At 51.7% G+C, this 13,990-nt stretch carries 13 protein-coding genes and 2 pseudogenes; 7 read left to right on the forward strand and 8 right to left on the reverse strand.

The features are described 5' to 3' along the window. Positions 1-21: 21 nt before the first annotated feature. Positions 22-390 (forward strand): annotated as a pseudogene (locus tag ACQGXV_RS24305) (nicotinamide mononucleotide deamidase-related protein YfaY); the annotation flags it as partial. 192 nt (positions 391-582) lie between these two features. Then, on the forward strand, positions 583-993 hold the full coding sequence (locus tag ACQGXV_RS24310; RefSeq protein ID WP_440863439.1) for a hypothetical protein: 411 nt from the start codon (positions 583-585) through the stop codon (positions 991-993). Between the two features lie 228 nt (positions 994-1,221). Here ACQGXV_RS24310 and ACQGXV_RS24315 read toward each other — a convergent pair whose 3' ends face one another. The 3 genes from ACQGXV_RS24315 to tesA form a co-directional block, all read right to left on the reverse strand. After that, complete coding sequence (locus tag ACQGXV_RS24315; protein WP_440863440.1) at positions 1,222-2,100, reverse strand: co-chaperone YbbN; 879 nt, start codon at positions 2,098-2,100, stop codon at positions 1,222-1,224. Between the two features lie 132 nt (positions 2,101-2,232). Continuing rightward, entirely contained in the window at positions 2,233-3,009 is a 777-nt protein-coding gene (locus tag ACQGXV_RS24320; RefSeq protein WP_440863442.1) for an SDR family oxidoreductase, read from the reverse strand. A gap of 71 nt (positions 3,010-3,080) precedes the next feature. Beyond that, the gene (tesA, locus tag ACQGXV_RS24325; RefSeq protein ID WP_440867585.1) at positions 3,081-3,746 is read right to left on the reverse strand and encodes a multifunctional acyl-CoA thioesterase I/protease I/lysophospholipase L1; all 666 of its coding nucleotides are present in this window, start codon (positions 3,744-3,746) and stop codon (positions 3,081-3,083) included. On the opposite strand from tesA, the gene ybbA reads away from it, so the two are divergent. Both ybbA and ACQGXV_RS24335 read left to right on the forward strand, forming a co-directional pair. Continuing rightward, positions 3,684-4,403 (forward strand): putative ABC transporter ATP-binding protein YbbA, encoded by a 720-nt coding sequence (gene ybbA, locus ACQGXV_RS24330; protein WP_440863444.1) that lies wholly within the window; start codon positions 3,684-3,686, stop codon positions 4,401-4,403. The two genes, tesA and ybbA, sit on opposite strands and share 63 nt — an antisense overlap. Before the next feature lie 38 nt (positions 4,404-4,441). Next, positions 4,442-6,956, forward strand: a pseudogene (locus ACQGXV_RS24335) (ABC transporter permease). A gap of 151 nt (positions 6,957-7,107) precedes the next feature. Here the strand turns inward: ACQGXV_RS24335 and ACQGXV_RS24340 are convergent. The 4 genes from ACQGXV_RS24340 to speG form a co-directional block, all read right to left on the reverse strand. Further along, positions 7,108-7,952, reverse strand: a protein-coding gene (locus tag ACQGXV_RS24340) for an IS5 family transposase (RefSeq protein ID WP_440863446.1) whose coding sequence is annotated in 2 segments (ribosomal slippage) — positions 7,108-7,607 and positions 7,607-7,952 — 846 coding nt in all. Because the reading frame shifts where the segments join, the coding sequence is not laid out codon by codon here. A 339-nt stretch (positions 7,953-8,291) separates the two neighbouring features. Further along, positions 8,292-9,503 carry an IS256 family transposase gene (locus tag ACQGXV_RS24345; protein WP_440862551.1) on the reverse strand — a complete coding sequence of 404 codons (1,212 nt, stop codon included), beginning with the start codon at positions 9,501-9,503 and terminating at the stop codon, positions 8,292-8,294. A 4-nt stretch (positions 9,504-9,507) separates the two neighbouring features. Then, positions 9,508-9,759 carry a hypothetical protein gene (locus ACQGXV_RS24350; protein ID WP_440863448.1) on the reverse strand — a complete coding sequence of 84 codons (252 nt, stop codon included), beginning with the start codon at positions 9,757-9,759 and terminating at the stop codon, positions 9,508-9,510. Between the two features lie 278 nt (positions 9,760-10,037). Then, on the reverse strand, positions 10,038-10,613 hold the full coding sequence (gene speG, locus ACQGXV_RS24355; protein ID WP_440863449.1) for a spermidine N1-acetyltransferase: 576 nt from the start codon (positions 10,611-10,613) through the stop codon (positions 10,038-10,040). Positions 10,614-10,753: 140 nt separating this feature from the next. Here speG and ACQGXV_RS24360 point away from each other — a divergent pair, with 140 nt between their 5' ends. Genes ACQGXV_RS24360 through ACQGXV_RS24370 form a run of 3 tightly spaced genes read left to right on the forward strand, consistent with a single transcriptional unit; the run spans position 10,754 to position 12,969 of the window. Continuing rightward, a complete protein-coding gene (locus ACQGXV_RS24360) occupies positions 10,754-10,954 on the forward strand; it encodes a hypothetical protein (RefSeq protein WP_440863451.1) in 201 nt (66 codons plus the stop codon). Between the two features lie 49 nt (positions 10,955-11,003). Then, positions 11,004-12,215 carry an IS256 family transposase gene (locus ACQGXV_RS24365; RefSeq protein ID WP_440863453.1) on the forward strand — a complete coding sequence of 404 codons (1,212 nt, stop codon included), beginning with the start codon at positions 11,004-11,006 and terminating at the stop codon, positions 12,213-12,215. Further along, positions 12,193-12,969 (forward strand): transposase family protein, encoded by a 777-nt coding sequence (locus ACQGXV_RS24370; protein ID WP_440863455.1) that lies wholly within the window; start codon positions 12,193-12,195, stop codon positions 12,967-12,969. The genes ACQGXV_RS24365 and ACQGXV_RS24370 overlap by 23 nt, the downstream gene beginning before the upstream one ends. A gap of 41 nt (positions 12,970-13,010) precedes the next feature. Here the strand turns inward: ACQGXV_RS24370 and ACQGXV_RS24375 are convergent, their stop codons facing one another. After that, on the reverse strand, positions 13,011-13,934 hold the full coding sequence (locus ACQGXV_RS24375) for an IS5 family transposase (protein WP_440863456.1): 924 nt from the start codon (positions 13,932-13,934) through the stop codon (positions 13,011-13,013). Positions 13,935-13,990: the final 56 nt, after the last annotated feature.

Raw genomic sequence — 13,990 nt, forward strand, 5'->3', positions numbered from 1 at the left:
CAAAATTCTTTACAGACTCCGCTGAACCGTTGCTTGATGTTCTTTACGCCCGGCGTACCGTCCGAATTTAAACGGATGGTGGATGAGCAGATTGTGCCGCGTCTGCGTGAGCGTTTTTCTGTGGCATCTGCACCGCTGTGTCTGCGCTTGACCACCTTTGGTCGCTCAGAGAGTGATTTGGCAGACCAGCTCGACAGCCTGCCGCTGCCGGAGGGGGTGGTGCTGGGCTATCGTTCTTCCATGCCGATCATTGAACTGAAGCTGATCGGCCCGGCGTCGTAGCGAGCCGCAATGGAATCCGCATGGGAGACGGTACGCGCAGTGGCGTGTGAAAACGCCTTGTTCGAAGGAACTCAAGGGTTGCCGGCCCAACTGGCACAGCGTTTGACTGGCTTTGTTGAATAATTTAAGATACTGATTTATATAAGCATTATAAAATTTCAACGACTAATTTTTCCTCTCGGAATGCTTTTTATTGTGCTAACTATTTGATTTGTCGTTCTAACAAAATACATTCTCTGTAAATGCATTCTAACTAAAGAAGATGTAAATCAAACGGTTAAATTATTCAACAAAGCCCGTTTGACTGAGAAAGATTTGACGTTGACCGTCGGGGAGTCATTTACCGCTGGCCTGCTCCATTGGCAACTGAACGCCGCACAGGTGCCGCTTAATGGTGGTGCGCTGTGGGCGCAAACGCCGTTTGCTTCGTTGACCGTGCTGGCAGAAGTAGCAAACCGCCTGGCTGACGAGCATCAGTCTTTGCTGGCGCTGGTGGTGAGCGATCGTCAGGACGATCGTTTGTCCCTTGCATTGCACACTCCGCAGGGCACCTTTGCTGAGGCGATTTCGTTTAATGTGACGCGCTATAGCCTGCAAACCCATCAGGAAGTGGTTGCCATGCTGGCTATGAACATGCTGCGCCGCTGGCTGAACGGTTGGTCACCGTATGGCGGACATGGCTGGATCACAGTGGTGGAAACGCTGGATTAAAAGTGTAACGTGTTTTGTTTTTGATTTTCTGGGGGCCCCGCGTCCAATGGCGATTTATGTGAGGAACGGGGATGTTTTCGTGCGCAAATTGCACAGTGTTTCTCAGCGACTTGCTTAGCACGCGCCCTACGAGGGGTGTGCAGTCCCCACACCCCTCGACCCCGTTTGCCCAGCACCATTGGACACGGGGGGAGGTCAAGACCTTAAAACCGCATACAACAACGCGAATTAATACAATAACGCGTAAAGCTGACGACGATAACGCGACGCGAGCGCATCGCCGGTGCCCAGCGCCGCCAGAATATCCATCATGGTTTTTCGTGCGTTGCCGTCGGCGGCAGCCAGATCTTTTTTCAGCATCACCATCAGGCTTTCCAGCGCTTCTTCGTTACGTCCCACCTGATGCAACTGCAACGCCAGTTTCACTGCCAGTTCCGCGTTGGTGGGGTCGGCAGCAAGCTGTTGTTGTAACTGCTGGATCTCTGGCGTGTCGGCGGCTTGCTTGAGCAATTCAATCTGTGCCACCAGACTGTGATAACGCGTATCCTGATCCTGCAACGGGATGGTGTCCAGTACCGCTTGCGCATCGTCGCTGCGGTTCAGTTGAATCTGCACTTCGGCCAGCATCAGGCAGATATCGCTGCGCTGCTGGCTTAACTGCCAGGCGTCTTTCAACAGCGTCAGCGCCGCCGGGAGATCGCCTTCCTGAATACGCTGCTGCGCTTCTGCCACTTTCAGCTCTTCTTCACGCGGCAACACCCGTTGCAGCAGTTCGCGGATCGCTTCTTCAGGCTGCGGACCTTGGAAACCGTCCAGCGGCTGGCCGTCTTTAAACAGATAAACCGTCGGAATGGCGCGCAGACCAAACTGCGCCGCAACGCGCTGCTCGGCATCACAATCGACCTGGGCCAGAATAAACTGACCGGCATACTCCTGTGCCAGCTTGTGCAGCACCGGCGTGAGTGCCTGGCAGTGTTGACTGCGTTCTGACCAGAAATAAAACAGCACCGGCAGTTGCATGGATTGTTCCAACAACTGGTGCAGGTTGGTCTCGTTAACATCCATCACGCTCGCGTAATGGGCGGTGTTGGCATTAGGGTCTAGCATGGCAGTCTCTCTCATCCGTTTCAAGGATAAATGGGGGCGAATAACGCCATTTCAAGCAGTTGTAACGTTCATCGTTCCGCCGTGTTGTGTGCGGAATCGTGATGGCTATGGGTCAATAGTATATGCCGTTAATCAAGAACGGGTACGCAATATCCCATCCAACCAGCGGGCTGGTAGCAGGCGGCGCAGTACGGTAAGCTCATGTGCCACCAGCGTTACCGGGTAGCGCAGTTTGGGGCGCGGGCTTTCCAGCGCATGACGCAATTTGGGAAGTATCGCTTCGGGCGGTAGGGTAAAACGCCGGGCGATACCGGGATTGGTGACAGGCGCCTCTGCCTGCATTTGCGATACATTATCGGTAAAGCGCGTGGCGATAGGGCCGGGTTCGATCAGGCTGACCAGCAACCCGCTGCCGTGCAGTTCCATACGCAGCGTGTCGGACCAGGCTTCCAGCGCATATTTGCTGGCCGCGTAGGCACCGCGTCCCGGGGTGGCGACAAACCCCATCACGGAACTGGTCTGGATAATACGTCCTTCGCCGTGCGGCAGCATGGCGGGCAGCAAGCGCTGCGTCAGTTGGTGCGTGCCTAACAGGTTGCTGGCAAACTGTTGTTCGAGTTGCTGACGCGAAATGGTGTTCAATGGGCCATAAACCCCGTAGCCAGCGTTATTAAACAGCCCGTACAGTCGATTGCCAGTCAATGCGATAACCTGCTCAGCCGCGGCATCCACGCTGTCGGGATCGTCTAAATCCAGTGCGATCCCTTCAAGTCCCAGCGTGTTCATGCGTTGCACATCCTCGGCGCGGCGGCAGGCGGCTAACACCCGATAGCCGCGCTGACGTAGGTCTACTGCCGCAATCAAGCCAATACCGCTGGAGCAACCGGTAATCAAAACCGTTTTTTGCATAACTTTACCTAAGTAAAAAGCCCTATTTTTCAAGAGTCATGGTTAACTAGCAATAAGACGCAAATAAGCGGTCACAGGTTCACTAACGGTTTAAGCTGTTTTGCCATCCAGTCGGCAATGAACGGCTGCGCTTCGCGCGTGGGATGGATACCATCGTCTTGCATCCATTCCGGCTTAAGATAAACCTGTTCCATAAAGAACGGCACCAGCGGGATGGAAAATTGCTGCGCCAGTCGCGGGTAAATAGCGCTGAACGTGTTGGTATAGCGCTGACCGTAGTTGGCAGGCAGGCGGATTTGCATCAGCAAGGGCTGCGCGTTAGCCGTTTTCACCTGATTGATGATGGTGGTCAGGTCCTGTTCGATGGTCGGTGGTGGCAAGCCGCGCAGGCCATCATTACCGCCCATTTCAATCAGCACCCAGCGTGGTTGATGTTGTTGCAGCAGTGCCGGTAAGCGCGCCAGCCCTTGTGATGCGGTATCGCCGCTGATGCTTGCGTTGACGATTGTGATGCCGTCAGGGCTCGCTTTTTGCCATTGCTCATTGAGCAGGGCGGGCCAGGCGGAAGCGGCGGGCATGCGATAGCCCGCGCTCAGGCTGTCTCCCAATACCAGGAGCGTTTCCGCCGCAAAGGCGCGGGCGCTGAGTAATCCCAGCAGCAAAAGGATGTAGATATGTCTTTGAATGACGTCTCTTCGGCAGCCACCGCGTCGGCGGAAAATATTCTGGAAGTTCATCATTTAAGTAAGCACGTCGGTCAGGGTGAACATCGGCTTTCCATCCTCACCGGAGTTGAGCTGGTTGTCAAACCCGCGCAGTCGATTGCACTGATCGGTGAGTCCGGTTCGGGCAAATCAACGCTGCTGGGAATACTCGCTGGGCTGGATGACGGCAGTGAAGGTGATGTCAAACTGCTCGGCGAATCGTTGGGTGCCTTGGATGAATATGGGCGTGCTGCGCTGCGTGCCCGCGATGTCGGATTTGTGTTTCAGGCATTTATGTTAGTGCCGACGCTAAATGCGTTGGAAAATGTGCAGTTGCCTGCATTGCTACGCGGTGAAAGTGATGCACAAAGCCGTGCGCAGGCAGAACAGTTGTTACGTCAATTGGGTCTGGGCGAGCGTTTGCACCATTTGCCCGCGCAGCTATCCGGCGGTGAGCAACAGCGTGTCGCCATCGCGCGTGCCTTTAGCGGGCGGCCCAGAGTGCTGTTTGCGGATGAACCGACCGGCAATCTGGATCGTAAAACCGGCGAACGTATTGTGGATCTGCTGTTTTCTCTAAATCGGGATTACGCCACCACGCTGATCCTGGTTACCCACGATGAGCAGTTGGCTGCACGCTGCGAACGGCGTTTGCACCTGTTGGACGGCAAATTGCAGGAGGTGGCATGATCTGGCGCTGGTTTTGGCGGTAGTGGCGATCCCCGTCGCTGCTGATCGTGTGGCTGGCGTTAACGCTGGCGGTGGCGTGTGTGCTGGCGTTGGGCAATATCAGCGATCGCATGGAGAAAGGGCTAAGCCAGCAGAGCCGTGATTTTCTGGCGGGCGATCGCGTGCTGCGCGCTGCACGTCCGGTGGATGAAGATTGGTTGAAAACGGCACAGCAACAAGGGTTGACGGTCAGTCGCCAGGTGTCATTCATGACCATGACCTATGCGGGCGAACAGGCCCAGTTGGCGCGCGTCATCCGGTTCCTGGCTCGGTATTGGTGGCTCCGCGACTGCTGGCATTACTGGGATTGAAGGTCGGGGATAACCTCGATGTTGGCGATACTACGCTGCGAATCGCCGGGGAACTGATTCAGGAGCCGGACGAAGGGTTTAATCCGTTTGATACCGCCCCGCGCGTGTTGATGAGCAGCGCCGATGTGGAAAAAACCGGTGCGATACAGCCGGGTGGACGCATTACCTGGCGCTATATGTTTGCCGGTGATGACGCGCGTATCACGCTGTTCAGCGATTTTATCAAACCGTTGCTGAAACCGGATCAGCGCTGGTATGGCATGGAAGACAGCGACGGGGCATTGAGTAAGTCCTTGCAACGCTCGCAGCAATTTTTACTGCTGTCGGCGCTGTTGACACTGCTGTTATCCGTCGCGGCGGTGGCTGTTGCCATGGGGCACTATTGCCGCAGCCTCTACGATTTGGTGGCGGTACTCAAAACGCTGGGCGCGGACAAACGAGCACTGCGGCGTTTGATTGTCGGGCAATGGGTGTCGGTGCTGGAGTTGGCTGGCGTGTGCGGCAGCCTGGAGGGGTTAGGTTTTGAAGCGATACTCACGCGTTTGTTAGCGCCGGTGCTGCCCACCGCGTTGCCTGCAGCGGGGCTGTGGCCGTGGGTATGGGCATTGGGATCGCTGGTGGTGATTTCGCTGCTGGTGGAGCTACGTCCTTATCGCCTGCTGCTGGCGACCCAGCCGTTGCGGGTGCTGCGTCAGGATATCACGGCGAACGTCTGGCCGTTGCGTTATAGCCAAGCGACATTATTTTGATAACAGCCAGCTATGCTTCTTTGCCGCATATCAGGGCATAGGATGTAATCATTTTTAAGTCGGTTGGCTATACTATCTGCCCGCCGTGGCGCTGATTGTGGTGGCCGGCTTGGCACTGCTCTCTGGCGGCGGCATGTTGCTGTGGGCATTGCTCGGTGGCACGGCCGTGCTGGCGCTGTTGCTGGGCGTTGTAGGCTGGGGTGGGTTGTTGGTGTTGCGTCGCCTGACGGTCAAGCATTTGCCGCTGCGTCTGGCGGTTAATCGACTGTTGCGTCAGCCGTGGTCCACCCTGAGCCAACTGGCGGCGTTTTCTCTGTCGTTTATGTTGCTGGCGTTGCTGCTGGTGATGCGCGGCGATCTGTTGGAGCGCTGGCAGCTTCAGTTGCCGCCGGAAAGCCCTAACTTTTTCTTGCTGAATAACGCGCCACCTCAGGCGGCACCATTGAAAACGTTCCTTGAACAGCACGCGGTGAAACCGGAGGCGTTTTATCCGATCATTCGTGCGCGCTTGACGGCTATTAACGGTCAGGTCGCGACCGAGCGTATCCATGAGAACGATCCGGGTGCTAATACTGTTAACCGCGAACTGAACCTGACGTGGATGGAGGGCCTACCCGATCACAACGTGTTGACGGCCGGGCAAGCGCCGAAAGCGGGGGAAGTCTCGATGGAAACGAATGAGGCGCAGGAGATGGGGATCACTATCGGCGATACCCTGACCTTCACCGGCGACACGCAGCCTTTTATAGCCAAGCGACATTATTTTGATAACAGCCAGCTATGCTTCTTTGCCGCATATCAGGGCATAGGATGTAATCATTTTTAAGTCGGTTGGCTATAGCGCCACGGTGACCAGCTTCCGGCGCGTGGATTGGGAGAGCCTGCGGCCGAACTTCTTCTTTATTTTCCCGCCCGGTGCGTTGGATGCACAGCCGCAATCGCTGCTGACCAGTTTCCGCCACGACGGTGATGACAAACTTATCGTGCAGCTTAACCGCCAATTTCCCACGGTCAGTGTACTGGATGTGGGCACGATGCTGCGCCAGATTGGTCAGGTATTGCAGCAGGTGAGTCGTGCGCTGGAAGTGATGGTGGTGCTGGTCTTGTTCTGCGGCATACTGCTGCTGTTGGCGCAAATTCAGGTTGGCATGCGTCAGCGGCGTCAGGAGTTGATGGTGTATCGCACGTTGGGGGCCGGACGTCGCTTGCTGCGTGGCACCTTGTGGTGCGAGTTTGCTGCGTTGGGGCTGATGTCGGGGGTAGCGGCCGCCATTGGTGCGGAAGTGGCGCTGTGGCTGTTACAACGCAAAGTGTTTGATTTTCCCTGGGAGCCTAATGTGGTGATGTGGGGGGCACTGCCACTCAGTGCCGCCTTGCTACTGTCGCTGTGCGGCGGTTGGCTGGGACTGCGGCTGTTAAGCGGTAAAGCGTTGTTTCGGCAATTCTCAGGGTAGTCTAGCCGTTGATATAGCCAACCGACTTAAAAATGATTACATCCTATGCCCTGATATGCGGCAAAGAAGCATAGCTGGCTGTTATCAAAATAATGTCGCTTGGCTATATGTTGGCGCCATTGGCTCTGTTGTAGGGACTAGGCTGTGTCCCTTAATTACGTAACCGGGCGTAAAACAAGCGGATGCAGCCCAGTTTCACCATTGCTAGATAGTTTCTTGCCGTTTTTTCATAACGTGTGGCAATCCGTCTATATTCCTTTAAACGGCCAAAACATCTTTCTACAACGTTGCGACGGCGATAAGCATCACGATAAAGTTGTGAGCGTCCATCTGAAGCCAGTTTTTCATTTGATTTTCGGGGAATAACCGCTCTTATCCCTTTTCTTTTCAACTCGTTACGGAGTGCATTGCCAGAGTAGGCTTTGTCAGCCAGTACCGCATGACCACGACGCTTCATGCTACCGTTCTGCCGTTGCACGCCAATGCCGTCCAGGAATCGTAACGCGAACAGGCTTTCGTGAGCCTGCCCAGCACTCAGTACGATATTTAGCAGGATGCCGCTTCCGTCAGTCGCCATGTGGATTTTGGTGCCATAACCACCTCGTGAGCGACCCAGGCTGTTATCGTTGGTAATATCGGGATGTTTTTTTGAGCGCCAGCCGCACATTTGAGCGCACGGATATTGCTGCCATCCAGCGCAGTGGCTGGCCAGTCAACAAGTCCATGAGCATCAAGAAATGAAAGTAACCAATTAAAAATAATGTTAATAACTCCAGACTTTGACCATCTATTGAAACGGTTATAAACGGTTTTCCATGGGCCGTAACGTTCAGGTAAATCACGCCATGGGGCACCTGAACACAGTATCCAGAACATGCCGTTGACGATTTTGCGATGTTCTGCCCATGGCCGGCCTGCCTGCGGAGATGTCAAAACGGTTGGTAACAAGGGCTCAATGATTGCCCATGCTTCATCAGAAAGATCGTAGCGAGCCATAATCCAAAGTGTCTTAGAAACAGATGGATACTATAGCTCAAGCAATTAAGGGACACAGCCTAATTATCCTTGGGTCATGGCACCATCCACAAAATAAATACGCGTTATGGGGATGGCGTTATTTAACCGGGTAATGGCGTCAATCGGAAGGTTGATCGGTGATAAGATTTATATTGATCCCCATTTTGTTATTTGGGTCTTTGGAGGAGGTTAGTATGATGCCTTTACAGTTTTCTGGGGTGAGGGTTATCTTGTTTTGTTTCGATATTGAAAAGAGTTGCGGTATGCAAAATTTTTTCTTGGAGTCTGTAAAGAATTTTGTGTAAATGGCTCCATTGCTTAACCGGAGATTCGTTCTCCATACATCAACATGAATTGGCTCATAGCAGGTTTCCAGTCTCTGATTGGCAAGGTCCATTTAGCAGAGATATTATGCAAGGCTAGATAGAGTAATTTTATCACCGAGTCATCCGTTGGAAATATTCGTCGCGTTTTCGTTATCTTGCGCAATGAAGCATTTAACGACTCTATCGCGTTGGTGGTGTAGATAACCTTGCGGATCTCCGGCGGAAAGTCAAAAATGACGATGAGACGTTCCCAATTATTTCTCCACGACGGGCTGATCGTCGGGAACTGTTCATCCCATTTGGCCGCGAAGGCATCCAGGGCCTCTTCAGCGCCCTCTAGCGTTGCGGAACTATAGATGGTGCGCAGGTCAGCAGCAACGGCCTTACGCTCTTTCCAGCCGACGTAGCGCAGCGAGTTCCGCACCTGATGCACAATGCAGAGCTGTACCCGCGTATGCGGGTAAACAGCTTCAATGGCATCAGGAAAGCCTTTCAGGCCATCGCAGCAGGCGACGAAGATGTCCTTTAGCCCACGATTTTTCAGTTCTGTCATCACAGATAACCAGAACTTGGCCCCCTCAGTTTTGGCTATCCATAGCCCCAGCAGCTCTTTTTCGCCCTGGCCGTTGACGCCGAGGGCCAGATAAACAGACTTGTTGGCCACGGCTCCGCCGTCCTGGCTTTTGACAACAATACAGTCAAGGTAAACAATGGGATAAAGCGCATCCAGCGGCCGTTGCTGCCAGCGCTTAACTTCATCCATCACAGCATTGGTCACTTGAGAAATGAAGCCAGCGGAAACATCGACCCCGTAGACTTCTTTAAAGTGTGCCTGAATATCACGGGTTGATAACCCTCTGGAATAGAGAGAAATAATGCGGTCATCGAAGCCGTTAAGCTGTTTTTCGTGCTTACCGATCAGTGTCGGCTCGAAGGTACTGTTGCGGTCGCGCGGAATATCGAGCTCGATCTCCCCATTTTGGCTACGTACGCTCTTGGATGTCTTGCCATTGCGTGAGTTGCCTGAATGATTACCAGCCGGGTCATGCTTAGCATACCCAAGGTGCATCTCCATCTCAGCTTCAAGAACCCGTTCCGCCAGTCTTTTAGTCAGCACCTTGAGTAGGCCTGATTCACCCAGCAGATCCTGAGGGGAGTGACAATCTTGAAGCAGTTGGTCAATAAGTTCGTTGCTGATAGGCATTTTGTTATCCTTTGAAGGTTTTCCTCAAAATGCCATTTACACAGATTATTTTACAGTCTCTTTTCTTGGGATAATGTATATCTATTTCCATATTCCCCGCTTTGTTAGATATAGAGATAGTTTTATCTGCTGATGATTTTACCCTGCTGAGTTGCTTTATGAGATTGTTATCACTTTTCTTATCTGCGTGGCGAGTTGTGCTAACCGGGTCGGTCAGTAAAGAATAGCGATTATTGGCATTTGGAATTAATGACATGCTTATCTCCTTCGTTGAGTTTTAATAGTAATTTTTATGGCAGAGAGTGGTGAATCATAAAGCGTTCTTGTTTGATGAATGGTGTTTTTTGAGCAGTAATATGTTATTTTCCCGATGCAAGGCTAACGTCGTCTCAACGGCATGTGTTGTAAGTGGAAGGCTTAGGTGTTCTTTCTGTCAACGTGATATAAACGTCGGCAGGTGATGATCGGGGGAATAGCCGACGATCCTGAATCACGACAATCGGCTTTAAATCGAAGATTTAGATAATTAACCTGTTAGCGTGTAATATCGGCTTCCGGTGACGGTTTTTCTGACGCCGCATTCGCTTTATACCGTTCCATATACTGGTGCTGAAAAATGCACATGCGAATGGTATTGCGGTATTCGCCGTTGATGAAAAACTCGTGGCGCAATTCGGCTTCGACTTCAAAGCCCAGCTTGGCATAAATGTGGATAGCCTTGGTGTTCTCTTTATCCACAATCAGGTACAGCTTGTACAGGTTCAGTACGGAAAACCCATAATCCATTGCCAGCTTGGCGGCGGCACTGGCATAACCACGCCCCTGATAGGCAGGGTCGATAATAATCTGGAATTCAGCGCGGCAATGGATATGGTTGATTTCCACCAACTCGACCAGACCTACCCGATTTTTTTCAAACTCGATGATAAAGCGCCGCTCGCTTTGGTCGTGAATGTGCTTGTCGTAGAGATCGCACAATTCCACAAAGGCTTCATAGGGCTCTTCAAACCAATAACGCATCACGCTGGCATTGTTATCCAACTGATGGACAAAATTGAGATCCTCTCGTTCCAGAGGCCGTAAACGCACGATATTGCTCGTGCCAGACATGTTTCCTCCCATTACCTGTTTGCCACATGGCAACACGATGAGTATAGCGTGCTTTAAACTAGTTGCTGAATAGAGACTTGCATTTTTTGTCAGGCTATTGAGAATAAAAAGAGGTTTAACTTAGAGAATAAAGGTTTGAAATGATCAACAAAGAGCGGTTGTTACGAGATAATCGTTTATGTAAAGCAATCATTGGATTATCAGTCGAAGAATTGAAAAATTTAGCCGCTGAATTTTCAGCTTGTTATTTGATTTATCGGAAAAAGAATCGAAAAGATCACGAGCGGCAGATGGGTGCAGGGCAGAAAGGATTTATCCCAACCCCATTAGAGAGAGTGTAAAAAGATCTGTGTAAGTGGCATTTTGAGGAAAACCTTCAGAGGACAAAAAATGCCTATCAGCAACGAACTTATTGACCAACTGCTTCAGGATTGCCACTCCCCTCAGGAGCTTCTGGGTGAATCAGGCCTACTCAAGGAGCTGACTAAAAGACTGGCGGAACGGGTTCTTCAAGCTGAGATGGAGATACACCTTGGGTATGCTAAGCATGACCCGGCTGGTAATCATTCAGGCAACTCCCGCAATGGCAAGACATCCAAGAGCGTACGTAGCCAAAATGGGGCGCTCGAGCTCGATATTCCGCGCTACCGCAACAGTACCTTCGAGCCGACACTGATCGGTAAGCACGAAAAGCAGCTTAACGGCTTCGATGACCGCATTATTCCTCTCTATTCCAGAGGGCTATCAACCCGTGATATTCAGGCTCACTTTAAAGAAGTCTACGGGGTTGATGTTTCCGCTGGCTTCATTTCTCAAGTGACCAATGCCGTGATGGATGACGTTAAGCGCTGGCAGCAACGGCCGCTGGATGCGTTTTATCCCATTGTTTACCTTGACTGTATTGTGGTCAAAAGCCAGGACGGCGGAGCCGTGACCAACAAGTCTGTTTACTTTGCTCTAGGCATCAACGGCCAGGGCGAAAAAGAGCTGCTGGGGCTATGGATAGCCAAAACCGAGGGGGCCAAGTTCTGGTTATCTGTAATGACAGAACTGAAAAATCGTGGGCTACAGGACATCTTCATCGCCTGCTGCGATGGCCTGAAGGGCTTTCCTGATGCCATTGAAGCTGTTTACCCGCATACGCGGGTACAGCTCTGCATCGTGCATCAGGTGCGGAACTCGCTGCGCTACGTCGGCTGGAAAGAGCGTAAAGCCGTTGCTGCTGACCTGCGCACTATCTATAGTTCCGCAACGCTAGAGGGCGCTGAAGAGGCCCTGGATGCCTTCGCGGCCAAATGGGATGAGCAGTTCCCGACGATCAGCCCATCGTGGAGAAATAATTGGGAACGTCTCATCGTCATTTTTGATTTTCCGCCGGAGATCCGCAAGGTTATCTACACCACCAACGCGATAGAGTCGTTAAATGCTTCATTGCGCAAGATAACGAAAACGCGACGAATATTTCCAACGGATGACTCGGTGCTAAAATTATTCTATCTAGCCTTGCATAATATCTCGGCTAAATGGACCCTACCAATCAGAGACTTGAAACCGGCTATGAGCCAATTCATGTTGATGTATGGAGATCGGATTTCCGGTTAAGCGATGGAGCCATTTACACGAAATTCTTTACAGACTCCCATTAGATAAACTGCTTTTTATTTTATTGTATTTAAAATGTTATCCGACCTATGATTTGCAAGGACTTCTTTTTGGTTTAGATAGAACACGGGTATGTCGCTGGGTAAAAATATTATTGCCGGTTTTAGAGATGACCTTGGGGCGAGAATGTGTTTTGCCCGCTCGTCAAATTCGCTCTGCTGAGGAATTTTTTCGCGCCTTTCCTGGAGTTAAAGACGTCTTTATTGATGGGACAGAGCGACCTGTCCAAAAGCCTAAGAATCTGCGTCGGCGAAAAAAAATGTATTCGGGAAAGAAAAGACAGACCACTCGAAAAGGGCTTATTATGACTGACGAAACAAGGCAAATTGGATTTATCCCCATGAGCAAAAATGGGCGCCGTCACGATAAACGCTTACTCGATAAAGTCGATATAATTCGCCATATTCCTCCTGAGGTAACCATCTGGGCAGATACCGGTTTTCAAGGTATAGATAAACAGCATCCTAATACACAAATCCCAAAAAAAGGAACTCGAAAAAGACCTTTATCACCTGAACAAAAACAAGAAAATAAAATAATCTCGGGCATCCGTATTACAGTTGAACACGCCATTGCGGGTATCAAGCGCCTCGGTTGCATGACCCAAATTTTACGGAATCGTAGACCCTTTATTGATGATACCTTCTTACTCCTTAGCGCCCGTCTTTGGAATTTCCATGGCTTTGTTGAATAAATCAGAATTAGCCGACAGGATGACTCCCTCTGCTACACCTGTTATCCTATCCTGACGCTGTGTGGCATACCCAACAACGTCATACGGTTCAGCGCTTTGACCATCGCTATGGCTTCACCTAGTTGAGCCTCATAGTCACGCAGGCTCAGATGGCCACCCAGCAAAGTTTTTATGCGGAACATCGCTGTTTCTGCCACTGAACGCCGGTGATAACCCACTTTCTTTTTCCACATATCATTACTCCCGCTCAGACGCTGATTCGCCACCGCATGGTTACGCTCATGGTACTTGTCCGGCCAGTATTTGGCTCCGCTTCGCGGCGGGATAAGGGGCCTGATTTTCTTTCTTAGCAAAGCATCGTGGCAGTAACGGGCGTCATAAGCACCGTCTGCTGACACTTCCCTGATTTTTCGGTGGGTTTGGTTAATCAGGCCCGGCAGTGCCTGCGCATCTGTCGTTCCGCTGAGCGATAAGTCGGCACAGATAATCTCATGCGTCGCACTGTCTGCTGCCAGATGAAGCTTGCGCCACACTCTTCGTCTGTCAGCCCCATGCTGCCTGACTTTCCATTCACCTTCGCCAAAGACCTTCAGACCGGTACTGTCGATGACCAGATGCGAGATTTCACCACGCGTTGGCGTTTTTATGCTGATACTGACGGTTTTTGCCCGCCGACTGACCAGAGAGTAGTCCGGGCAGCGCAGTGGCAGGCTCATCAGTGTAAAAACCGAGTCGACAAAGCCCTGTAATGCCCGGAGCGACAGGTTAAACACGCGCTTTATCATCAAAACCGTGGTAACAGCCATATCGGTGTAGCAAAGCGGCCGACCACGACCTTCAGGCGAAGAACTGTCAGTCCATGCAGCGATGGCCGACTCATCAAGCCAGACCGTCAGGGAGCCGCGTTGTCTGAGTGCTTTGTTGTAGGTGGGCCAGTTGGTGATTTTAAACTTTTGCTTTGCCATGGGGAGCTGCTATCGGGAGCGATGATAGTGCTTTGATCCGGCGATCCCCTGAAAGT

Origin of the sequence: Symbiopectobacterium purcellii, from assembly GCF_052050035.1 — a bacterium.
Taxonomy (GTDB): Bacteria; Pseudomonadota; Gammaproteobacteria; order Enterobacterales; family Enterobacteriaceae; genus Symbiopectobacterium; species Symbiopectobacterium purcellii_A.

What these genes read in the sequence shown, in the direction of transcription:
- ACQGXV_RS24315 (WP_440863440.1), bottom strand. Translation starts at nt 2,100, where the DNA reads ATGCTAGACCCTAATGCCAACACCGCCCATTACGCGAGCGTGATGGAT.
- ACQGXV_RS24320 (WP_440863442.1), bottom strand. Translation starts at nt 3,009, where the DNA reads ATGCAAAAAACGGTTTTGATTACCGGTTGCTCCAGCGGTATTGGCTTG.
- ybbA (WP_440863444.1), top strand. Translation starts at nt 3,684, where the DNA reads ATGTCTTTGAATGACGTCTCTTCGGCAGCCACCGCGTCGGCGGAAAAT.
- tesA (WP_440867585.1), bottom strand. Translation starts at nt 3,746, where the DNA reads ATGAACTTCCAGAATATTTTCCGCCGACGCGGTGGCTGCCGAAGAGAC.
- ACQGXV_RS24345 (WP_440862551.1), bottom strand. Translation starts at nt 9,503, where the DNA reads ATGCCTATCAGCAACGAACTTATTGACCAACTGCTTCAAGATTGTCAC.
- ACQGXV_RS24350 (WP_440863448.1), bottom strand. Translation starts at nt 9,759, where the DNA reads ATGTCATTAATTCCAAATGCCAATAATCGCTATTCTTTACTGACCGAC.
- speG (WP_440863449.1), bottom strand. Translation starts at nt 10,613, where the DNA reads ATGTCTGGCACGAGCAATATCGTGCGTTTACGGCCTCTGGAACGAGAG.
- ACQGXV_RS24360 (WP_440863451.1), top strand. Translation starts at nt 10,754, where the DNA reads ATGATCAACAAAGAGCGGTTGTTACGAGATAATCGTTTATGTAAAGCA.
- ACQGXV_RS24365 (WP_440863453.1), top strand. Translation starts at nt 11,004, where the DNA reads ATGCCTATCAGCAACGAACTTATTGACCAACTGCTTCAGGATTGCCAC.
- ACQGXV_RS24370 (WP_440863455.1), top strand. Translation starts at nt 12,193, where the DNA reads ATGGAGATCGGATTTCCGGTTAAGCGATGGAGCCATTTACACGAAATT.
- ACQGXV_RS24375 (WP_440863456.1), bottom strand. Translation starts at nt 13,934, where the DNA reads ATGGCAAAGCAAAAGTTTAAAATCACCAACTGGCCCACCTACAACAAA.